Origin of the sequence: Sporosarcina sp. BI001-red (assembly GCF_003384035.1) — a bacterium.
GTDB lineage: Bacteria > Bacillota > Bacilli > Bacillales_A > Planococcaceae > Sporosarcina.
On record NZ_QQAK01000013.1, the window covers coordinates 142,741 to 165,557 of the forward strand.

Genomic DNA, 22,817 nt, shown 5'->3' on the forward strand with positions numbered 1-22,817 from the left:
GCAACCAATGGGTGTGCTTCAATCGGGTGATTTAAGTAGGAGCGGTGGTAGAAAATGAGGATACTCAATAGCAAATGGTTTGAGAAAATATTTTTGACCACGAGTTGGCTTTTATTGATTTGGCTCATTCTAGGCTTTGTAGTTGTCGGTGGTTTTATATTCTTGTTATTCATTAGCGAAATTAAAGCGATCTAATTCCTGCATTCAATTATGGGGGCTATTCATTAATTAGACCTGGCGTCCGTATTATACATAAGAACCATTGCTAGAAAGCAGAGATTAGAGCCTATATTATTGGAGAAAGTCGTTCCTTGAATGTTTATGCGGGAAGGAAACATTCGATACACGACTAGTTCTTTGTAGATTAAAACTCGAGTTCGTTATATGCGGAAAAGACCATCCATTGCTGGATGGTCTTTTTCGTATGTTTTTAATTACACACCGTGACTCGTTTTCTCGATGATTAGTAAAAACGGAGGGTGATTTTGCTGGTTGACGACTTCATGCCGAACGACCTGATACCGTTTTGCATCCAGCTGTTGAACAAACCCTAATACAGCGTCACGTTCTTCTGCACCGCCTGGATGACCATCGTAAACTGCGATCGTTATCATTCCTCCAGGCTTTAGCAACTTAAGTGTTTCCTTAAGCGCTTTTATAGTAGTTTCGGGATGTGTAATAACCGCATGATCGTTTTGGTTAGGTAAAAACCCTAAGTTGAAGACAGCTGCTGTTATTCCTTCAGGGACGTATTCATGAATACATGAATGACTATCGAGAATTAGCTCTGTACGGCTGTAAAGATCGCCAAGACGTTCTTTTGTTGCATCGAGTGCTTGTTGTTGAATATCGAATGCGTATACTTTCCCGGTTGGACCGACGGCTTGTGCCAGAAATACCGTATCATTGCCATTGCCCATTGTGGCATCTACCACAATATCTCCTTCAGATATTACTTCTGTCAGCAGCCGTTTGGAGTGTGGCAAAATTCGCCGCAATCGAAAGCCGCCGCCCTTCACAGGGGAGCGACCGATTTCTGGTAATGCTTACCTTGCCAGCTGTCTCGGCGTTCCAATTCCCGCGAAATGTCGTTCAATACATCCCATTTCGTGACACTCCACATCGGTCCAATTAATAAATCAATTGGACCGTCTCCGGTGATGCGGTGCACAATCATTTCAGGTGGCAACATTTCAAGCTGATCCACGACCAAGTTTACATATGTCTCCTGGTCCAAGAATTCGAGCATTCCTTTTTCATATTGTTTGACCATCGGTGTGCCTTTCAATAAATGAAGCAAGTGAATCTTAATGCCTTGGACATCCAGTTTTGCTACTTCACTAGCTGTTTCTTTCATCATATCTAAATCTTCACCAGGTAGTCCGTTAATAATGTGTGTGCACACATTGATGTTATGATTGCGCAACTTTTGGACGCCTTCTTTATAAAGTTCGAAGTCGTGGGCACGATTGACAAGTTTTGCTGTCTTTTCGTGAACTGTTTGCAATCCGAGTTCAACCCATAGGTACGTGCGCTCATTCAGCTCTGCGAGATATTCGACGACATCGTCAGGCAGACAATCCGGACGTGTGGCGATGGACAATGCTACAACGCCTTCTTGTGCGAGCGCGGCTTCGAATTTCTCTTTTAATTTCTCGAGTGGAGCATGGGTATTTGTGTAGGCTTGGAAATAAGCCATATACTTACCGCTTTTCCATTTCTTATGCATACGGTCGCGGATTTCCGCAAACTGTACTTCAATTGGATCGACGCGGTCACCAGCAAAGTCACCGGAACCTGCAGCACTGCAAAACGTGCAACCCCCAAATGCTACCGTGCCATCACGATTCGGACAGTCGAATCCAGCATCGAGTGCTACTTTAAATACTTTAAAACCGAATCGGTCTTTTAAATGACGTGACCATGTATTATAGCGTGTCCCGTCAGACGGAAACGGATAGTTGTTTTCTTCCATTGAAACCACTCCTTAAAGTGATAGTGTACCATCTTTTTATGTACAATCCTCATCTGAATAATTGAACATCATTTTTCATCTTGTCAATTAGCAGAGATAGGCATAAAATCATACTGAGTTTGAAAGATAGGAGGCGAAATTTCTTTGCCTAGAAAAGTTTGGCTTTTGATTATTGGAATGTTTGTGAATGTAATCGGCAACTCGTTTTTGTGGCCGTTAAATACAATTTATATGCATGATTATTTAGGGAAGTCTTTGTCCGTTGCGGGTTTGGTATTGATGGCGAATGCAGGAGCAGGAGTCGTTGGTAATTTACTTGGCGGTTTTTTCTTTGACAAAATTGGCGGTTATAAGTCGATGATGGCAGGGATTCTCATTTCAATTGCTGCATTAATCGGATTGGTAATTGACCATTCATGGGGACCGTATATCGTTTTGTTAACTGTACTAGGATTCAGTGGTGGAATTATTTTCCCCAGTTTCTATGCGATGGTCGGAACTGTTTGGCCAGAAGGCGGGAGACGGTCATTTAACTCGATTTACTTGGCGCAAAACGTCGGAGTTGCAATCGGACCTGCGATTGCCGGATTTGTCGCTGCATTCAATATTGACTTTATTTTCACTGCAAACCTGGCATTTTATGTACTCTTCTTCTTTATTGCGTTCTTCTTCTATAAACAGATGAGTATAGCTCCGGAAGTCCATACATCGATTTTAAAAGAAAATACAGGAATCAAGAAAAAGGCGCCATTCATTGCATTATTGATTGTCATGATCGGTTATTTGCTGACCTGGCTTGTTTATTCACAATGGGCGACGACGATTTCGACCCATGCTACTTCTGTAGGTGTTACTTTAAGCGAGTATAGCTTCATATGGTCAATTAATGGCTTGCTGATTGTAGTAGGACAGCCGTTCATTAAACCAATCATCACACGTCTTGAAAACAAAGTGAAGACACAAATCTTGTTAGGACTTTCTATATTGCTAGTATCGTTTTTTGTTGTCAGCTTCGCTAACACCTATAACGTATTTATCATTTCGATGATTATTTTAACGTTTGGTGAAATGATTGCATGGCCGGCATTCCCAACGCTTGCAGATCAGCTTGCACCAAGAGGGAAGGAAGGATTCTATCAAGGAATTGTCAACTCCGCAGCAACTGTCGGGAAAATGATTGGACCAATTGCTGGTGGTATTCTTGCAGACTTATATGGTGTGCAAATTGCGCTTTGGATTTTGACAGGATTGATGAGTTTAGCAGTCATTCCGACACTTCTATATGATGTCCCGCTGAAACGCAGTGGATATGAACCGAAAAGCCGTTGATGCTTTTCGGTTTTTTTGGTTGGTTTAATTGCAAAATACGAAATGGTCTGATTAAATAAAGAGAGAGATTCGTAGTAAAATTGCATGTGTACAGGAGGTTGGTCTGATGAAAACGATTTACAAATCGGCACAAGAAGCTGTCGAACCCATTCAAGATGGCATGACACTTATGGTAGGTGGATTCGGTCTTGTCGGGATTCCGGAGCAACTCATTTTAGCGCTTGTTGAAAAAGGCGTTAAAGACTTAACGATTATTTCGAACAACTGTGGCATCGATGAATGGGGACTGGGTCTTCTATTAAAAGAAAAGCAGATTAAGAAAATGATTGCTTCGTATGTAGGGGAAAACAAAGAGTTTGAGCGTCAAGCGTTGTCTGGCGAACTGGAAGTGGAGTTGACTCCACAAGGAACGCTCGCTGAAAAAATCAGAGCAGGCGGAGCAGGTATTCCCGCATTCTTCACACCAGCTGGCGTTGGCACTGAAATAGCTGAAGGCAAAGAAATTCGAATGTTTAACGGTAAAGAATATGTGCTAGAAGAATCCTTAATTGCTGACTTTTCACTTGTACGTGCGCTGAAAGCGGATACATTTGGAAACTTGGTTTATAACAAAACTGCTATGAATTTTAACCCAATGATGGCAGCTGCAGGAAGTGTAACGATTGCAGAAGTAGAAGAAATTGTGGAAGTGGGTCAGCTTGAACCGGGATTCATCCACACACCTAGTATTTACGTTCAAGGACTGTTGCAAGCGAAACAGGAAAAACGTATTGAACGATTGACGACACGATAAGGGAAGGGGACGAACCACTATGACAACAGCGAATTCCAGAGAACTAATTGCACGACGAGCAGAAAAGGAAATAGCGAACGGAGATTATGTCAATCTCGGAATTGGCATGCCGACTCTCGTTGCTAATTACATATCCCCCGACAAGACGGTCGTGCTACAGTCGGAGAACGGGTTGCTTGGGATTGGACCATATCCAACGGGAGAAGAAGTAGATCCTGACCTCATAAACGCGGGGAAAGAGACCGTGACTGCGAGTCTAGGCGCAGCTTACTTTGACAGTGCAGAGTCCTTTGCGATGATCCGTGGTGGACATATCGATGTTGCGATTCTTGGCGGTATGGAAGTATCTGAAAAAGGGGACCTTGCGAACTGGATGATCCCAGGGAAAGTGATTAAAGGAATGGGCGGAGCAATGGATCTAGTTCACGGTGCGAAGAAAATCATCGTAATTATGGACCACGTGTCTAAAAAAGGTGAACCAAAAATAAAGAAACAATGTGATTTACCACTCACAGGTAAACAAGTCGTGAACAAAATAATTACAGAACGCGGTCTGATTGAAGTAACACCAGACGGACTGGTATTAAAAGAAGTATTTGAAGGCTATACTGTTCAAGACATCGTGGAGTCAACAGGAGCGGACTTAACGATTGACGTGAAACAGTAATCCAGTCATGAAAAGCTTGTCATTACCCTTTCATTCCAGTAAAATGAAATTCAATAGAAGTTGACGTTGACGGAAATTAGTAAGCGAGAATATCCTTTTCAGAGAGCTGACGATAGCTGCGAGTCAGTAAGGTACCTTGGTGAACTCACTTCCTGAGTCTGCACGTAAGTGAGCGAATCGTGCCGTTTTTTCCGCGTTAAGGAGTCAAGTTGGGCGGTGTATACCGTCAATTTGGGTGGTACCGCGGGAACCTGTCTTCACTCTCGTCCCTTGTTTAGTGGGGACGGGAGTTTTTTATTTTGAATAGGAGGAAATTTACTATGAGCTACAATCATCTTCAGATCGAACAAAAATGGCGTGACTTTTGGAAAGACAATAAGACTTATAAAATGACGGATGACCCGTCTAAACCTAAATTTTACGCATTGGACATGTTCCCATACCCGTCAGGAGCTGGACTTCACGTTGGGCACCCACTTGGCTATATTGCGACGGATATCTTAAGTCAGTTCAAGCGTAAGCAGGGATATAATGTATTGCACCCAATGGGGTGGGATGCGTTCGGTCTTCCAGCTGAGCAATATGCACTTGATACAGGGAATGATCCTGCTGAATTTACAGCGAAAAACATTGCGACTTTCAAACGTCAAATGGATGAGCTTGGATTCTCGTATGATTGGGATCGTGAAGTGAATACGACAGATCCGAAGTATTACAAGTGGACACAGTGGATTTTCATCCAACTGTATAAGCGCGGACTTGCATATATGGACGAAGTGGCTGTCAACTGGTGTCCTGCACTTGGTACAGTACTAGCGAACGAAGAAGTGATCGACGGTAAATCAGAACGCGGCGGACATCCTGTAGAACGTCGTCCGATGCGTCAATGGGTGCTTCGTATTACAGAATATGCGGATCGCTTGCTTGAAGATTTAGATGATCTTGACTGGCCGGAAAGCTTGAAGGATATGCAGCGTAACTGGATCGGCCGTTCTGAAGGCGCTCAATTGACGTTTGCGGTTGATGGCAGCGAGCAGTCATTTGATGTCTTTACAACTCGTCCGGATACAATTTTCGGTGCGACATATGCCGTCCTTGCACCTGAGCACAAATTGGTCGATAAAATCACGACTCCAGAGCAAAAAGACGCAGTTGCTGCGTATTTGGATAAAGTAAAGCTGAAGAGCGATCTTGAGCGTACAGATCTTGCGAAAGAGAAAACGGGTGTATTCACAGGTGCGTATGCAGTGAATCCCGCAAGTGGCGAGAAAATGCCAATCTGGATTGCAGACTATGTTCTGGTTTCATACGGTACAGGCGCAATCATGGCAGTTCCAGCTCACGACGAGCGCGATTACGAGTTTGCGAAAGAATTCGGCTTGACGATTACAGAAGTAGTGGCTGGCGGAGATATCGAGAAGGAAGCGTTCACTGGAGAAGGCGCGCATGTGAACTCAGGATTCCTAGATGGTCTTGGAAAAGACGAAGCAATTGAAAAATCGATTGCATGGCTAGTTGATGAAGGAAAAGGCGAGAAGAAAATCACGTATCGTTTGCGCGATTGGCTGTTCTCCCGTCAACGTTATTGGGGCGAGCCGATTCCAATTATCCACTGGGAAGATGGTACAATGACTTCAGTAGACGAATCAGAATTGCCACTTGAACTTCCGGTAACGGGTGATATCCGTCCAAGCGGAACTGGTGAATCTCCACTTGCGAATATTACCGAGTGGGTCAATGTAGTCGATCCGAAGACGGGCATGAAAGGCCGTCGCGAAACGAATACAATGCCACAATGGGCAGGTAGCTGCTGGTATTACTTGCGTTATATCGATCCGAAAAATGATGAGATGCTGATTGATCCTGAATTAGCGGAGCGTTGGTTGCCGGTTGATATTTATGTTGGCGGCGCAGAGCACGCGGTTCTTCACTTGCTGTATGCACGTTTCTGGCACAAAGTATTGTACGATATCGGTGTTGTTAAAACGAAAGAGCCATTCCAAAAATTATTCAACCAGGGAATGATTCTCGGTGAAGGTAACGTGAAAATGTCGAAATCACTTGGTAACGTCATTAATCCGGATGATATTGTTCACTCTCATGGTGCGGATACATTGCGTATTTATGAAATGTTCATGGGGCCGTTAGAAGCTTCTAAAGAATGGTCTACCAATGGATTAGATGGTTCACGGAAGTTCCTAGATCGAATTTGGCGCTTGTTCGTCAATGAAGACGGAACACTTGGAAACAAAATCGGGGGAGAATCTGATGGAACTCTCGACAAAGTGTATAACCAAACGGTTAAAAAGGTTACGGAAGACTTCGAAAGCATGCACAATAACACTGCTATTTCGCAGTTGATGGTATTCATCAATGAATGCTACAAAGCAGATCGCGTACCGACTGAATATGCTAAAGGCTTTGTATTGCTCATGTCACCAATTACTCCTCACTTGACTGAAGAGCTTTGGGAGAAGTTGGGTCATGAAGATACGATCACATATGTTCCTTGGCCAACATATGACGCGGAAAAGTTAGTGGATGATACAGTGGAAATCGCTGTTCAGATTAACGGCAAAGTACGTGCGAAGTTAGAGGTCGATAAAGATATTACAAAAGAAGAGTTGGAAAAAGTGGCACTTTCCAATGAAGAAGTTCAAAAATGGATCGATGGCAAAGAGTTGAAGAAAGTCATCGCAATTCCAGGACGCTTGGTTAATATTGTAGCGGTTGGATAAATAGGTGATGCACGGAAGAGGGGCTGGTCTCTCTTCCGTGTTTTTTTTGTGGAAATGGAATGGTGAAGGCAAGAACCTGCTCAAGTTAACGTGGATCTACTGAAGAAGGAAGGCAACCCGCCCGTTTCGCGCAGGAACCCGCTCGTTCTCACGTGCAACCCGCTCGTTTCGCGCAGGAACCCGCTCGTTCCGCGCCGGAACCCGCTCGTTCCGCGCAGGAACCCGCCCGTTTCGCGCTAGAACCCTCTCGTTTCGCGCCGGAACCCGCCCGTTGTTACGAGCAACCCGCCCGTTCCGCGCTAGAACCCGCCCGTTCCCACGAGCAACCCGCCCGTTCCGCGCCGGAACCCGCCCGTTCTCACGTGCAACCCGCTCGTTCCGCGCTAGAACCCGCTCGTTCCGCGCAGGAACCCGCCCGTTCCCACATTCAACCCGCTCATTCCGCGCTAGAACCCGCTCGTTCCGCGCAGGAACCCGCCCGTTCCCACGATGCACCCTATCAATTCCTCAATCAAAAAAATAGCCAAGACGTTTCGCGAATCGAAACATCTTGGCCAATCAGTTATCCCATCATCTTTTCAGAAGCACGCAAACTTGCATTCATACCAGCAAGTCTTCCTGTAACAAGCGCAGAAGTAATATTATAACCACCAGTATAGCCGTGGATATCTAGAATTTCTCCGCAGAAATATAGGCCATCCATTTTCCGGGATGCCATCGTTTTCGGCTCGATTTCTTTCACCGACACACCGCCACCTGTGACAAATGCTTTTTCAATCGGTTGTGTTCCGTTTACTTTCATCTGGAAGGTCTTCAGCAAACTTGCAAGCTTCCGAATTTTTTCCGATGAGAACGTATTCGCAGGTTCGTTCGCTTCCATATCGGCCTCTTCAAACAAAAATAGTAACCAGCGTTCAGGCGCGATCCCTTTCAATGCGTTCTTTAATGCTTTTTTCGGATCTTCTTTCAACGTCGCTGTCAGCTGCTGGAATACTTGCTCTTCATTGTCATCCGGCAACACATCGATTTTAATGACAACAGGCTGATCTCCGTTTTTCATACGCTCTTTCACAACGTATTGGCTGCATCGTAAAATAGCTGGTCCACTAAGACCAAAGTGAGTAAACAGCATGTCCATTTGGTGTGTAACAAGAGTTTTCCCTTTACCATTCAATACTGAAACTGCTGCATCACGAAGAGCAAGTCCTTGCAGTTCTTTCGCTACAATGAATTTTTCATTAGATAACAATGGAACTTCCGTCGGATATAACGTAGTTACGGTATGGCCTGCTTGTTCAGCCCAAGGATAGCCATCTCCAGTGCTGCCTGTATGAGGGACGGCTTTTCCACCAACTGCCACCACAACGGACTTCGCTAGGATCTCTTCACCATCCAGCAAACGGACTCCGAGAATTTCGTCCTCATTCATAAGCAACTTTTTCACTTTCGTTTCCGTCCTGATTTCAACACCTAATCGAGCCATTTCGCTTAGCAACGCATTGACCACATCTTTTGCTTTATTGGAAACAGGGAACATGCGGCCATGATCTTCTTCTTTTAACGCCACACCAAGACCTTCGAAAAATGTAATAATGTCTTCATTGTTAAACACTGAAAACGGTCCATATAGAAAACGTCCGTTGCCAGGAATGTGTTTTACAATTTCTTCAACAGATAGACGGTTTGTCACGTTACAGCGTCCGCCGCCTGAAATAGCTAGCTTATTGCCAAGTTTTTTACCTTTATCGAGCAAGAGTACGCGGTTCCCGGATTCTGCAGCTGCTATTGAAGCCATCAATCCTGAGGGACCACCACCAATAATAATTACATCAACCATTTAAATCACACTTTCAGTTTTTCTACAGTATACAACACTAATGGCGATAAAACATTGTGAAATATGTTCCTGCAGAGTAAACTGTAAAGTAGTTTGACTGAACTCAGTAAAAGCCTATAGCGAGGGTTACGGATTTTGAAAAGTCTGTACTTAATCGCGCCTAGGTGTAATTGAAAGATGGGAAGGAATACATTCATGGCATCTAATCTTGTTAAAGGCACTGCGATTTTAACGATCGGCCTATTTTTATCGAAAGCACTCGGCTTGTTGTATGTTATCCCTTTTTACAGCATCGTCGGAGAAAAAAATGTGGGTCTTTATCAATACGCGTACATTCCCTATAATATTGCACTCTCCATTGCCATCTCCGGTGCACCACTTGCAGTTTCTAAATTTGTCTCAAAATATAATGCATTAGGGGACTACGCCACCGGTCGGAAATTAATGAAATCGAGCATTGGCATTATGGCGTTGACGGGAGTCGTAGCCTTTTTAGCACTTTACTTTATGGCGGAACCGATTGCTCATATGGTTATTAAAGATAACGAGCAACAATTCACGGTCCAAGATATTGCATCTGTCATCCGGTGGGTCAGTTATGCGTTATTAGCTGTTCCAATCATGAGCGTAATCCGCGGATTTTTACAAGGATACCAAAAATTTGAACCAACTTCAGTATCGCAACTAGTTGAGCAGGTTGTTCGGATAGCAGTCGTCTTAATAGGCGCTTATCTCGTTGTGAACGTACTTGGTGGTTCACCTAAGACCGCTGTTAAATTTGCCGTGTTCGCTGCATTCATTGGCGCACTCGCAAGTATGGCTACTCTTGGATTTTACTGGAAGAAGTATAAACCGGAAATGAATGGGTTACTACAGAATAGTCCACCAGCTGGAGATATTCCTGTTTCAACTATTTACAAAGAAATCATTACGTATATTTTGCCATTTGTACTAGTTGGTGTTATTAATCCTCTGTACCAGTTTGTGGATATGATTACGTTTAATGGAACAATGTCTTCTATGGGATTAGCTACAGTTACGGATACGTATTTAACAATGCTCAATTTCCTGACTCACAAAATCGTTATGATCCCCGTAATGGTGGCGACTGGATTTTCTATGGCGCTGATTCCAGTGATGACAACCTATTATGCAAAGGGCGACCAAAAAGGGATCACACGGTCACTCGACCAAACCTACCAGATCATGCTGTTCATGACCATTCCAATGGTAGTAGGGATTATGGCGTTATCAAGCGAAATGTATCAAATTTTATATCAACAAAATGCTATAGGTGCGGGAGTATTAAGAAGTTATGCACCTGCTGCAATCCTGTTCGGGTTATACACAGTGACTGCTGCAATATTGCAAGGAATTGATAAGCATAAATGGATTGTCTTCACCTCACTTCTGGGATTACTTTTTAAACTCATGCTAAATATCCCACTCATTAAGATGTTTGAAGTGAATGGAGCGATTGCCGCGACCATAATTGGATATACCATAGCTGTTTGTGTGAATATTTTTGTTATCAAGAAAGAATTGAACTACCAATCCAAACTGGTCGTCCGACGTACGATCTTAATTCTGTTCTTCAATGCAATCATGGTAGTGGCTGTATTACTGACACGTTACGGTCTATACGCGATCCATGTACCTGAAGGGAAACTGCAAGCGTTGCTCTATCTGATGATTTGTAGTGGGGTCGGAGCTGTCGTTTACGGATTCTTGTCATTTAGAAGCGGACTTGCACAAAAATTACTGGGCGATAAAATTACACGAATTACAAAGAAATTCGGCTTGGGGAGATCATGAATGAGACTCGATAAACTGCTTGGAAATAATGGATTCGGGACACGGAAAGATGTGAAGCAACTTATACGAAAAGGGACAGTACGTGTGAATGGGATGACTGAGAAAGATCCTGGTTCCCATGTAGACCCCGAAAAAGATTCAGTGGATGTGCTAGGGGAGCCAGTTATCCACCAGGAATTCATCTATATCATGATGAACAAACCACCTGGAGTCATATCTGCAACTGAGGACAAATGGGACCAAACTGTAATCGACTTACTATCTGAGAACGAACAACGGTTTGAACCCTTTCCAGTTGGACGTCTTGATAAAGACACAGAAGGACTTCTACTCATCACAAATGACGGTAAGCTTACGCACGAGCTATTGTCACCGAAAAAAGACATCCCCAAAACGTACTATGCGAAAATCGAGGGAGTCGTAAACGAAGATGATGTCGCGGCTTTTAAAGAGGGCGTCACCCTTGAAGATGGTTACCATACGAAACCAGGATTTCTTACCATAATAGCTTCTGATTCCATTTCAGAAATTGAGCTGACGATTACGGAAGGAAAATTTCATCAAGTGAAAAGGATGTTTGAAGCAGTGGACAAGAACGTGGTCTATCTGAAACGTCTTACGATGGGAAATTTGTTATTGGACGAATCTCTGGAGTTAGGGCATTATCGGGAGCTGACGGTAGAGGAACTAAACGAAGTAGATCCACGAAAAAAAGGCTGAATTGCTTTGTGCAATTCAGCCCTTTTTTTGAGGCTGGGCGGCCTTAGTTAAACTTTAAGAAGGCAATTTCACTTTTCTTGCTGTCGTTGTCCATTGGCCACGAACCGGACTCGTAATGAGGTCATTATACTCCAGGACATTTAAATCCCGTTGTGCGGTACGTGCCGTGATGCTAAATTCTTGGACTACATTCTCTGTGGTGACAGTACCATTACCATAGATGTACAAATAGACATCTTTAATACGGGTCAGCATTCGGTCTGTAGCAGGATTCAACTGTGAACCACTCCTTCATCATCAATTTCCAATAGACTTGGTTTGAGACGTGGAAATGTTACGTTAGCTCTTCGAAATCGCCTGTGCCCCGCACATCCTCTCCAGCAAATTTAGTCAGACTGTTTGTTCTGACAATATTAGTATAACGTATATTTTCAAAAAAGTAAGCAATAATCGCTTATGATTTTGTCATTCCAACAACAAGTGGAAAGTTCTTTATTTTCATTTAAAAACGTGGGAAAATGGAGAGAACTGTTTTGACAGCAAACAAACGCTCGCCAAATTAACTGAACTCACATAGACTGTATGTAAACAGCCACAATTCACTTGTAATTGAGAGGAGAACAACGATGACAATTTACTTTAATAATGGGGTATATGTAGATAAAGAAAAGATGAAGGTATCCATTGACGATAGAGGTTACTATTTCGGCGATGGTGTATATGAGGTCGTTAAAGTATATGACGGAAAGCTTTATACGGCTCAGGAACATTTCACACGTTTTTTGCAAAGTGCTAAAAAGATTCGGTTAGATCTTCCATATACGATTGAGGAGTTCACGGAAATTGCTAAAAAGTTAGCCGTTGATAATGGTATAATAGAAGGACACGTCTATATTCAAGCAACACGTGGTGTAGCGCCACGGATGCATAACTTCCCAGGTGAAGAGGTCGTGCCTGTGATTACGGCGTATGCGATTCAAAATCCGCGCCCGCTCTCCAAGATTAAAGAAGGGGTAGCGGTGAAAACAACAGATGATATCCGGTGGTTACGTTGTGACATTAAGAGCTTAAATTTATTAGGAAATGTATTAGCGAAGCAAGAAGCCTATGAATCTGGTTGTGCAGAAGCAGTGTTTGTACGTGATGGGATTGTTACAGAAGGTTCTTCTTCAAATATGTTCGGGGTGAAAGACGGAATTCTATATACTCACCCAGCAACGAATCTTATACTAAATGGGATTACGCGAAGAGTCGTGTTGAAATTGTGTGCTAAGCATAGTATTGGGGTTATGGAAGAGCCGTTCACACTAGAACAATTCAATGAAATGGATGAACTATTCCTTACCTCTACAACATCAGAAATCACACCGATTGTGTCCATTGACGGAAAGCCTGTTGGTGAAGGGGTACCTGGTCGGGTGACAGAACGCTTACAACATGTGTTTGAAGAAACCATTCACGAACTCAAAATGGAAATTAACTGAATTAGAAAGCGCAGGTGAATCGAAAAATGGCCCAGCTAGTCAAAATGCTCGATTACGTCTCGCGTTATGAACATGACTTATCTCGTTATACGACCCAGTTCATTCGGTTAAAACGGTCCCAATGGGAACGGATGAAACGGCAATGGGATAATGGAGTCGATCTAGCGAGTTGGCAAATTGCTGCGGATGAGGAATTACCAGCAAAGATTCCAGAAAACGAGAGCCTTTCTGAAGAGGAAGTGGGAAAAAAACGATTTTCTTCATTATCTCGCTTCCTTCCTTTTAGAAAAGAGGAACAGATCGTAGCCTATAACGACGAGACTACGAAAGAACCAGACGACTTGCAATTTACTCCGAATATTATCCAAGATCCAAGATCGATCCAAAATTTACGGAAGTTATATATCGAACAACTTTTTCACTTTCAGTTAAAATGGGCAAGTTCTACGTTGACGGAGCGATCCCGGATAGATAGTAAATTCATGAGGGACAAGTTGCTTCATGAATTTTTAGAGATTTTGCCAGATAGCTATTTACTGTTCTATTATCCTGTTTTGAAAATAAAGAAAGCACCTGTCGAATTGGAAGTCATCCTCATGACACCTGTAGAATGTATTTGCATGACGATTCTACAAGCAGAAGAAGGTTCGGTATTAGTAGGAAGTGGAGAACGGTTTTGGACCAAAAAGTTGGGAGAGCAAGAATCCAAACTACTGAATCCATCGATTGGCTTAAACCGGATGGGGAAAATAGTGTCCAGCTTATTCGCGTCTGCTGAAGTCGATTTCCCAATCCGAAAAATCCTGCTTTCTAGAGAGAGTTACATTGACTATCCTGGGGTCGCTCATGATATCCAAATCATCGATCGAAGAGATTATCCAAAATGGTTAGAAAAAGTGAAGAAATTGAGCACTCCTATGAAATCCAAACAGTTTAAAGCTGCACAGGTACTACTCGACCTTTGTCAAACAACGGCTGCTAGCCGTTTATTTGAGACGGAAGAAGAACAACTAGAAGTGGAACAGGAATAATTAACATTAATGAAGAAGAGAGTGGTAGAACTATGAGATTACGACATAAGCCGTGGGCGAAAGATTATTTAGAGGAGCATGCAGGGATTGTCATTCAAGAACCGGATACAAAGAGTGGGAAATGGTCCATAATATTTGGAAATGACAACCCGGTCCATGTAGAAGTAGGTACTGGGAAAGGTCAGTTTGTTGTTGGAATGGCACTCGCGAATCCAGACGTCAACTATATCGGAATCGAGCATTTTGACAGTATCATCGTCTCTGCCGTGGAAAAAGTCGTCGATTCTGGAATTCCTGCGAATGTGCGGTTGCTGCGAGCAAATGGGAAAGAGCTTACCGATATCTTTGACAAGGGAGAAGTTGCACGCGTCTATTTGAATTTCTCAGATCCTTGGCCAAAATTGAGACATGCTAAGCGTCGTTTAACTCACGGTGAGTTTTTAAGTTTATATCAATCCGTCATGCCGGAAGATGGAGAAATCCATTTCAAGACAGACAACCGTGGATTATTTGAGTACTCACTCGTTTCGATTTCTGAATATGGAATGCGTTTGTTGGACGTGTCACTAGACTTGCATGCGGAAATGCCTGAAGATAATGTCATGACGGAGTATGAAGAGAAATTTTCTGCTAAAGGACAACCAATCTATCGTCTGGAAGCAAGGTTCATGGGCTAAGAATAATTCAACCAAAGGGGATGTTTGAGTGGATACATACGAATTTCACGATATGAAACTCACATGGCTGGATGGGGGCGTCAATTATCTGGATGGGGGAACGATGTTTGGCGTTGTACCGAAAGCAATGTGGGCTAAGAAGTATGCACCTGACGAGAACAACTTAATTGAATTGCGGACTGATCCAATCTTACTTCAATTTAAAGGAAAGAATATGCTAATAGATTCTGGTATCGGTAAAGGGAAGTTGGATGAAAAGAAAAAACGCAACTTAGGAATCAGAGCGGAAACTCGAGTTGCAGAAAGTCTTTCTGAGCTAAACTTAACTGTAGCAGACATCGACATGGTGCTCATGACACATATGCATAACGATCATGCGGCAGGCCTAACTGAGTGGCAAGGAGAAAAACTTGTTTCTGTCTTTCCGAATGCTGAAATTTATGTTTCACAGATTGAATGGGATGAAATGCGTAACCCGAATATCCGCTCAAGAAATACGTATTTTAAAGAAAACTGGGAGCCGATCCAAGACCAAGTGAAACCTTTTGAGAAAGAATTCTCACCCATGAAGGGTGTCACGTTGGTTCACACGGGAGGTCACAGCAACGGTCACAGCATTATCCGACTTGAGCAAAGTGGCGAGACTATGATCCACATGGCAGACATCATGCCGACACATGCTCACAGCAATCCACTTTGGGTCCTTGCATTTGACGACTATCCAATGGATTCCATCTTTGCGAAAGAAAAGCTGATGAAAGAAGCACGTCAAGATGGTCATCGTTTCTTCTTCTACCACGATGCCGTTTACCGAATCGTCCGCTTCGACGAAACCGGCAAAAACATAGTCGAGTCAGTTGAAAGAACTCGTTGATCTGAAGTTAAGAGGGTATAACAGAAATGGATCCTCTATTACTAACATCAACACCGTATACTATCAAATTTTGTTTTGGTGAATTTAAAAGGGCTGTTCCAAGTAGTCATTGAACATGACTATTAGGAACAGCCCCTCTTTTTACACCTAAAAAGAACTAGAAAAATTAATTTTTAACAAGCTCTACAACAGTGCCTGTCTTAGCGTCTGCAGCGAATTCATATTGTTCCAATACGCCGTTTTTAATGCGGGAAACCCCGCCTCTGTAAACGTTCATAGAAATGACGTTATTCGTGAATGGTTCAGTTTTCATCACAATCCATGATCCATCGATGGGACCTTCTTTTTTAAAGGCATCTTTTACGGTTTTTAGCACTTGCTCAGCTGGAACAGCAGAGTTTGCACGGTCTACGGCTTCTTTGACGACTAATCCTGCAGCTGCTCCGGTCAGAACGCCGGCTGCAAATTCTTTGAACTTCATACGGACAGCACCCCTTACTAGTCATTTTATTAAGTGTATTATACCACTATCAATTTGAATAAGCGAGACTACTCACTCTATTCTTTCGGGTCACGAACTAGACAATTGGTAATTTCGACTGAATTGTTCTACAATACGTAGTGAATATAATTAAAAGTGGAGGTAACCCTTATATGAATAACGAAACTCTTGCAATGTTTAAAACGCTTACAGAATTACCAGGTGCGCCCGGGAATGAGCATGCGGTACGTAAGTATTTACGCGGCGAACTTGAAAAATATTCAGATGAAATGATTCAAGACAACTTGGGAGGCATCTTCGGCGTCCGTAAAGGACCTGAGAATAGCCCGAAAATAATGGTAGCTGGACATATGGACGAAGTTGGTTTCATGATTTCAGGTATTACGGAAAATGGAATGCTCAGATTCCAAACACTCGGTGGCTGGTGGAACCAAGTGATGCTCGCACAACGCGTTGAAATTATTACGGATAAAGGTGTAATTCCAGGAGTTATCGGATCCATACCTCCTCATCTTCTAACAGATGAACAACGCGCGAAGCCAATGGACGTGAAAAATATGCTGATTGACATCGGTGCTGATGATCTGGAGGATGCAAAACGTATCGGAATCCGCCCTGGTCAACAGGCTTTGCCAGTATGCCCCTTCACTCCAATGGCAAACCCCAAAAAGATCATGGCTAAAGCGTGGGATAACCGTTATGGTTGCGGTCTCGCACTTGAGTTATTGAAGGAAGTAAAAGATGTAGAACTTCCTAACCAACTTTTCTCTGGAGCGACAGTAATGGAAGAAGTAGGACTCCGTGGTGCCCAAACGGCTGCAAATATGATTCAACCTGATTTGTTCTTTGGACTTGATGCAAGTCCTGCAAATGATATGTCAGGAAGCAAGACAGAATTTGGACAGTTAGGAAAAGGAACGCTGTTGCGTATTCTGGATAGAACAATGATCACGCATCGTGGTATTCGCGAGTTCATCCTCGATACGGCAGAAACCAATAACATTCCATACCAGTATTTCGTTTCACAAGGTGGAACCGATGCAGGGAAAGTCCATATATCAAACGAAGGTGTACCGAGTGCAATCATCGGTATTTGCTCTCGCTACATTCACACATCTTCATCAATCATTCATACTGATGATTATGCGGCTGCAAAGGAACTTCTTGTGAAATTAGTGACAACATGTGACAAAACAACGCTTGAAACGATTAAACAAAACGTTTAAAGTAACTCACAATGCTAGCATATAAAAGCAGTCAATTGCAGATTCTAATCTGTTATCGACTGCTTTTTATTGTGTAATCCAATGACTTGCGGTTCTGATGGTTGCGCAGATAAGTACTGACAGCTAAACTAAACATATTGTACTGAAACGGAGGAGGAAACGTGATTCGGAAATATAGCTACTTATTAGCAGCGGCAGTTTTATTACTTGTCCTTACAGGATGTGGCCGAACTGTTGAAGAACAAACAGATGAAGCAATGCAATCCGTACGAGATGCATTTGAGATGAACCGTAAACAACCGACAGAAGCTATAGCAGGAGTCGAATTCTATAAGCCGGTTGGCTGGAAAGTGGATATGATGCAAGAGGATCACACATTTTTGATGTCAAAACGAAATCAAACCTATACAGCGCAGTATGATCCGAATGCCAAGCAAGACTCACATGCGTATTATGAATTGCTAATGGCAGATACCAGTAAAAAATTCATCCAACAACAGACGTTTTCGGATGCAGGCGTATTTGGGTTTGCGGCAATTAGTGCTCATGGAGATTCTTCAGTCGAAGTTGTTACGGGATCGGGACCAGTCCAAGTGACCGCTATCGTGCAAAAAGGTGATCTTGTTGCAGCAATCGAGCGCATGATGGAAATAGCTAGATCTATACAAATAGCTTCGTAAAATAGGACTATAAAAGGAGAGGTGAAAACGTTGAAATCAGAACAATTAGTGGAAGAACTGAAAAAACGGCTTTCTTCTCAAAACTTTGAATGGAAGTTTGATAAAAAAGCAGATCGGATTCGTCTCGATCATAAAGAGTTACAGAGGGGGATGGACATTTCCCTTCCTGAAATACTAGCGAAGTATGAACTGAAAGCAGACACGGCGATTCAAGAAGTCGTCTATACCATTCAAGAAACCTTCAATGCGATGGAGGCTGAACAGCAACAAGGATTCGATGCTAATTCAATCATTCTTCCAGTTATCCGTTCAACATCATTTCCGAAAGAATCGAAGGCGGGAAGCCCATTCCTTGTGAAAGCCCACACAGCAGAAACGGCAATCTATTATGCATTGGACCAGGGAAAAACGTATCGACTCATTGATGAAAGTATGCTAGCGGATCTCGGCAAGACAGAACAGGAAATTACGGAAGTGGCATTATTTAATGCCCGAAAACTGCCCACAGATGTTAAAGTAGATGAAGTAGCGGGCAATAAATATTATTTCCTCAACATAAATGATGGATATGATGCAAGCCGAATAGTAAATGCCGCATTTTTGAAAGAGATGGCGACTCGCATTGACGGTCATATGACGGTCTCTGTACCTCACCAAGATGTATTAATCATTGGGGATATTCAAAATGACACGGGATATGATGTGCTTGCTCAAATGACGATGCACTTCTTTACTACAGGAACAGTGCCGATTACGTCGTTGTCGTTCCTCTACAACGATGGGGAGCTTGAACCTATCTTCATCATGGCTAAAAATCGTGTCGCAGAAAAAGGAGAGAAAAAGAAATGAACGTCTTTATTAACAAACATGGTGTAGGTGACGTGTTGATGGTCCAACTGACAACAGAGCGTCCGGAGAAAACGGAAATCGATTCGAAAGGTGATGTGACAGTAATTAAGTCCTCACACAATGGAGAACCAGTGGCCTTCAACCTATTTAATGCAACTCAATACGTGGGTGAGCATCCAGATGGTTCAATTGAATTGACACCTGAATTCGTTGCGAAGATTCAAGAAGCACTTGAAAAGAACAGTGTCTCACTTGAACTCAATGTAGATTTTAGTCCGAAATTCGTTGTAGGACATGTTGTCTCAAAAGAAAAGCATCCAAATGCGGACAAACTCAATATTTGTACCGTGAATGTTGGAAGCGAAACGTTACAAATCGTTTGTGGAGCACCGAATGTGGAAAGCGACCAAAAAGTTGTCGTTGCAAAAGTAGGCGCTGTGATGCCATCGGGTACAATCATTCGTGATGCAGAACTACGTGGTGTTCCATCATCAGGAATGATTTGTTCAGCAAAAGAATTGGACTTACCGGATGCACCTGCCGAAAAAGGTATTCTCGTACTAGCTGCGGAAGCAGAAGTAGGAAGCGCATTTATAAACTGAATACGATTTCACAAACAGAGGAGCTAGTAGAGTTCTCTGTTTTTTTTGTTGAAAAACACTTCAACTTACATGTTCTTTTTATCAAAAAAAGATAGGTAAACCGACCTGTAAACTGATTTTGTTTCCGTATGGGCACATGACTATTTGATTTTCTCCTTGATTTTCTGTTAAAATAGGTTGATTGAAATGAAAAGAGTGATAGAGTGAGTTGGATTAAAAAAACAATGGGTCGCTTGTTCGGCTCGCAATCTGAAGAGACACTGGAAGACATAACTATTGAATTACCTGAGCAAGAACAACCGCAAGAAACAAACCCGCCGCAGCGGCCGGCATTTAGATTCCCAATGATTACCGATGCTGAAATTTATGGATGGGATGCAGATCCCGATGAACCTGTACAAATAAAACAACAAGTAACTCCTGTAGTAGAAAAAGAAGACACATCTGAATCGATACCGTTATACAAAAATAACAGATGGCCAACAGAACCACCTAAAGGAGAAATCCATAGGGCTGGTAATAGAACGAAATATAAAGAACCTTCAGAGACGACTAAAACCGTAAAACCTAAGTTGGACAAGTCAGTTGAACGTAAAAAAGAAATTGTGAAACCAAGAACTAACAAACCGTTTACACCAACGGAAGTACCTTCACCTGTATATGGATTCTCACAATCGAAACGAAAGCCTGTGAATATTGAACGAGAGACCACGTCCAGTAATGGAAGTGAACCCATTACCAGACAGGTACCACCATCGAATCTTTTCTTGCCAAAAGAAGTGTTACCTTCTGGGAGAAAAATCGTACGACCATCTATTGGAAATCAGGAAACCAATCAGTACACTGAGATTGAAAATGATGTTGACGAAGTAATAGATGAACAACATGAACCAGCATGGACTAAACCAGATCTGTCAGAACCGGAGATTGTTATGGTGGAAGAAACCATACCGTTGACTTCGATGATAGATCAGACAGACTCTGACTTCTATTCTGTTGAGAAACTGGAAGTAGAATCAGTTCAAGAGAGTGTCCAGATTGCGGTGTTAGAACCTAATCCGGAGGAGATTAGTCAAGAAATTTCAAAGCATACAGAGCCAGTAGAAGAAGTGCCTGAAGTACTCTACGTAGAAGAAAATCTTGAAGAATTTACTGAGCCAGTAAGCAAAGTTACTGAAGAAGCGTACGTAGAACAAAAGGAAGAAGCGGACAACAGTGCTCCAGTTGTTGAAGAATCCACTTCTACCCCTGAACTAGAAAGAACCAAGCACGAAAAGACGGTTCCTTTTAACGTGGTCATGTTGAAATCGGATAAGGAGAAGCAGCAGTTACGTTCTCTTGCCGTTTCGAATGCTCCGACATTTAAAGAACCTTCACCGTTAGCTGTGAACAATGAACAACTATCTGCTGTTAGCGAAGATATCCAACCAGTAAAGACAGAACCTCAGAGACAGAACAACCAACATGTGGAAACGGTTCAGCCACCACCACTTACAAGTATAGCGACGTTATCAGAGGGACCTGAGGATGAGCAGTACGTGCCGCCTCACTATGTTTTCCCATCAATTGAAGAGCTGCTACCAGCTGAAGCACAGCACGAAGATACGGAATGGCTAACTTCGCAGTCCGAGAAACTAGTCGAAGCACTTTCCCATTTTGCTGTCGATGCAGACATATTACAAGCGGTTCAAGGACCTACGGTTACTCGTTTTGAGTTGACGGTCGGATTTGGAACAAAGGTTAGCAAAGTACGTAATTTGACTGATGATCTGAAATTAGCTCTAGCGGCAGAAGATATCCGAATTCAAGCTCCAATCCCTGGCACAAGCTCCATTGGGATTGAAATACCGAATCGGACAACTCGTCCTGTCCGAATTTCAGAAGTCATTGACACTGAGAAGTTCTCGAGTTCTGACTCACCACTTGAAGCGGTACTTGGATTGAGTTTAACAGGGGAACCGGTTACCATCGACTTGCGGAAAATGCCGCATGGAATGATTGCAGGTGCAACGGGTTCAGGTAAATCTGTTTGTATTAACTCGATTCTTGTGAGTCTTTTGTACAAAGCTTCGCCAACGGAACTTAAAATGATGTTGATTGATCCTAAAATGGTGGAATTAGCACCTTTCAATGGAATACCACATCTTATAAGCCCAGTAATCACTGACGTAAAGGCTGCGACAGCTGCTTTAAAATGGGCAGTCGATGAGATGGAGCGCCGCTATGAGCTATTTGCGCATGCGGGAGCACGGAATATTGAACGATACAACCAAATGGCGGAAGCGAATCGACAATTCGCTCAAAAAATGCCGTACTTACTAATTGTAATCGACGAGCTCGCAGATTTGATGATGGTTGCACCGAATGATGTTGAAGTATCAATTAGTCGGATTGCCCAAAAGGCACGTGCATGTGGAATTCACTTGATTATTGCAACACAGCGTCCGTCCGTTGACGTTATTACTGGCATCATCAAGGCCAACATTCCAACGCGGATTGCATTTGCTGTGTCTTCTCAAATCGACTCACGGACGATTATCGATGGTGCAGGAGCGGAGCGTCTTCTCGGTAGGGGAGATATGCTTTACGTCGGAAACGGACAATCTTCACCCATCCGATTGCAAGGTACATTTGTTACAGATGATGAAATTGAATGCATTATTGAACACGTTAAAAAAGAAGCCTCGCCGGAATATTTATTCGGTCAGGAAGATTTACTTGCTGCAGTTGTTGAAGAGGAGGAGTCAGACCCATTATTCACACAAGCTTGTTCATTCATCATTGAACAGGGGAGTGCGTCGACTTCACTTATGCAACGCCATTTTAGTATTGGATACAATCGTGCCGCAAAGATTATGGATCGCATGGAAGCTCATGGCTTCATCTCTGAACAACGGGGAAGTCGTTCGCGGGATGTGTATTTAACAGAAGCAGACTTGGAGACATTTCTGAATCCTGATCCCGAAGCATAAGAATAGAAGATGAACTTACAACAAGAATTATCAATGAGAGATTTTA

At 42.9% G+C, this 22,817-nt stretch carries 20 protein-coding genes and 1 other annotated feature; of the genes, 15 read left to right on the plus strand and 5 right to left on the minus strand.

The window, feature by feature from the left end; all coding sequences use genetic code 11:
• Window positions 1-434 precede the first annotated feature (434 nt).
• Window positions 435-998: a tRNA 5-(aminomethyl)-2-thiouridylate-methyltransferase MnmM gene (mnmM, locus tag DVB69_RS12430; RefSeq protein WP_233505396.1), complete on the minus strand. Its 564-nt coding sequence runs from the start codon at window positions 996-998 to the stop codon at window positions 435-437.
• Window positions 999-1,015: 17 nt separating this feature from the next.
• Window positions 1,016-1,975, minus strand: coding sequence for a tRNA modification radical SAM protein MnmL/YtqA (gene mnmL, locus DVB69_RS12435; protein WP_116019423.1), 960 nt, complete (start codon window positions 1,973-1,975; stop codon window positions 1,016-1,018).
• 144 nt (window positions 1,976-2,119) lie between these two features.
• On the opposite strand from mnmL, the gene DVB69_RS12440 reads away from it, so the two are divergent.
• The 4 genes from DVB69_RS12440 to leuS all read left to right on the plus strand — a co-directional run bounded on the left by DVB69_RS12440 (window position 2,120) and on the right by leuS (window position 7,502).
• Window positions 2,120-3,304 carry an MDR family MFS transporter gene (locus DVB69_RS12440; RefSeq protein WP_116019424.1) on the plus strand — a complete coding sequence of 395 codons (1,185 nt, stop codon included), beginning with the start codon at window positions 2,120-2,122 and terminating at the stop codon, window positions 3,302-3,304.
• Between the two features lie 106 nt (window positions 3,305-3,410).
• Window positions 3,411-4,097 (plus strand): CoA transferase subunit A, encoded by a 687-nt coding sequence (locus tag DVB69_RS12445; RefSeq protein WP_116019425.1) that lies wholly within the window; start codon window positions 3,411-3,413, stop codon window positions 4,095-4,097.
• 19 nt (window positions 4,098-4,116) lie between these two features.
• A complete protein-coding gene (locus DVB69_RS12450; protein ID WP_116019426.1) occupies window positions 4,117-4,764 on the plus strand; it encodes a 3-oxoacid CoA-transferase subunit B in 648 nt (215 codons plus the stop codon).
• Between the two features lie 57 nt (window positions 4,765-4,821).
• Window positions 4,822-5,038: a binding site (T-box leader), on the plus strand.
• A 46-nt stretch (window positions 5,039-5,084) separates the two neighbouring features.
• Entirely contained in the window at window positions 5,085-7,502 is a 2,418-nt protein-coding gene (gene leuS, locus DVB69_RS12455; protein ID WP_116019427.1) for a leucine--tRNA ligase, read from the plus strand.
• 562 nt (window positions 7,503-8,064) lie between these two features.
• Here the strand turns inward: leuS and DVB69_RS12465 are convergent.
• Entirely contained in the window at window positions 8,065-9,339 is a 1,275-nt protein-coding gene (locus tag DVB69_RS12465; RefSeq protein WP_116019429.1) for a BaiN/RdsA family NAD(P)/FAD-dependent oxidoreductase, read from the minus strand.
• Between the two features lie 195 nt (window positions 9,340-9,534).
• Here DVB69_RS12465 and DVB69_RS12470 point away from each other — a divergent pair, with 195 nt between their 5' ends.
• Window positions 9,535-11,154, plus strand: coding sequence for a putative polysaccharide biosynthesis protein (locus tag DVB69_RS12470; protein ID WP_116019559.1), 1,620 nt, complete (start codon window positions 9,535-9,537; stop codon window positions 11,152-11,154).
• On the plus strand, window positions 11,155-11,874 hold the full coding sequence (locus DVB69_RS12475) for a pseudouridine synthase (RefSeq protein ID WP_116019430.1): 720 nt from the start codon (window positions 11,155-11,157) through the stop codon (window positions 11,872-11,874). It begins immediately after the preceding gene.
• A 54-nt stretch (window positions 11,875-11,928) separates the two neighbouring features.
• Here the strand turns inward: DVB69_RS12475 and DVB69_RS12480 are convergent, their stop codons facing one another.
• Entirely contained in the window at window positions 11,929-12,150 is a 222-nt protein-coding gene (locus tag DVB69_RS12480; protein WP_025786120.1) for a DeoR family transcriptional regulator, read from the minus strand.
• A gap of 350 nt (window positions 12,151-12,500) precedes the next feature.
• Between DVB69_RS12480 and dat the strand changes: the two genes are divergently transcribed.
• From dat to DVB69_RS12500, 4 genes are read left to right on the plus strand one after another with little or no spacing between them, the layout of a single operon-like run.
• The gene (dat, locus tag DVB69_RS12485) at window positions 12,501-13,358 is read left to right on the plus strand and encodes a D-amino-acid transaminase (RefSeq protein WP_116019431.1); all 858 of its coding nucleotides are present in this window, start codon (window positions 12,501-12,503) and stop codon (window positions 13,356-13,358) included.
• Window positions 13,359-13,384: 26 nt separating this feature from the next.
• Window positions 13,385-14,389 (plus strand): NERD domain-containing protein, encoded by a 1,005-nt coding sequence (locus DVB69_RS12490; protein ID WP_116019432.1) that lies wholly within the window; start codon window positions 13,385-13,387, stop codon window positions 14,387-14,389.
• A 32-nt stretch (window positions 14,390-14,421) separates the two neighbouring features.
• Window positions 14,422-15,066: a tRNA (guanosine(46)-N7)-methyltransferase TrmB gene (trmB, locus tag DVB69_RS12495; RefSeq protein WP_116019433.1), complete on the plus strand. Its 645-nt coding sequence runs from the start codon at window positions 14,422-14,424 to the stop codon at window positions 15,064-15,066.
• 28 nt (window positions 15,067-15,094) lie between these two features.
• The gene (locus tag DVB69_RS12500; RefSeq protein ID WP_116019434.1) at window positions 15,095-15,940 is read left to right on the plus strand and encodes a YtnP family quorum-quenching lactonase; all 846 of its coding nucleotides are present in this window, start codon (window positions 15,095-15,097) and stop codon (window positions 15,938-15,940) included.
• A gap of 166 nt (window positions 15,941-16,106) precedes the next feature.
• On the opposite strand, the gene DVB69_RS12505 is transcribed toward DVB69_RS12500, so the two are convergent.
• Window positions 16,107-16,421 carry a PepSY domain-containing protein gene (locus DVB69_RS12505; RefSeq protein WP_116019435.1) on the minus strand — a complete coding sequence of 105 codons (315 nt, stop codon included), beginning with the start codon at window positions 16,419-16,421 and terminating at the stop codon, window positions 16,107-16,109.
• 173 nt (window positions 16,422-16,594) lie between these two features.
• On the opposite strand from DVB69_RS12505, the gene DVB69_RS12510 reads away from it, so the two are divergent.
• From DVB69_RS12510 to DVB69_RS12530, 5 genes are all read left to right on the plus strand, one after another.
• Window positions 16,595-17,668 carry a M42 family metallopeptidase gene (locus DVB69_RS12510; RefSeq protein WP_116019436.1) on the plus strand — a complete coding sequence of 358 codons (1,074 nt, stop codon included), beginning with the start codon at window positions 16,595-16,597 and terminating at the stop codon, window positions 17,666-17,668.
• Window positions 17,669-17,829: 161 nt separating this feature from the next.
• A complete protein-coding gene (locus DVB69_RS12515) occupies window positions 17,830-18,348 on the plus strand; it encodes a hypothetical protein (protein ID WP_116019437.1) in 519 nt (172 codons plus the stop codon).
• A 30-nt stretch (window positions 18,349-18,378) separates the two neighbouring features.
• On the plus strand, window positions 18,379-19,197 hold the full coding sequence (locus DVB69_RS12520) for a DUF1444 family protein (protein ID WP_116019438.1): 819 nt from the start codon (window positions 18,379-18,381) through the stop codon (window positions 19,195-19,197).
• Entirely contained in the window at window positions 19,194-19,799 is a 606-nt protein-coding gene (ytpR, locus tag DVB69_RS12525) for a YtpR family tRNA-binding protein (RefSeq protein WP_116019439.1), read from the plus strand. Before DVB69_RS12520 ends, ytpR begins: the two co-directional genes overlap by 4 nt.
• 203 nt (window positions 19,800-20,002) lie before the next feature.
• Window positions 20,003-22,771 (plus strand): DNA translocase FtsK, encoded by a 2,769-nt coding sequence (locus DVB69_RS12530; RefSeq protein WP_233505398.1) that lies wholly within the window; start codon window positions 20,003-20,005, stop codon window positions 22,769-22,771.
• The last annotated feature ends 46 nt before the right edge of the window (window positions 22,772-22,817 follow it).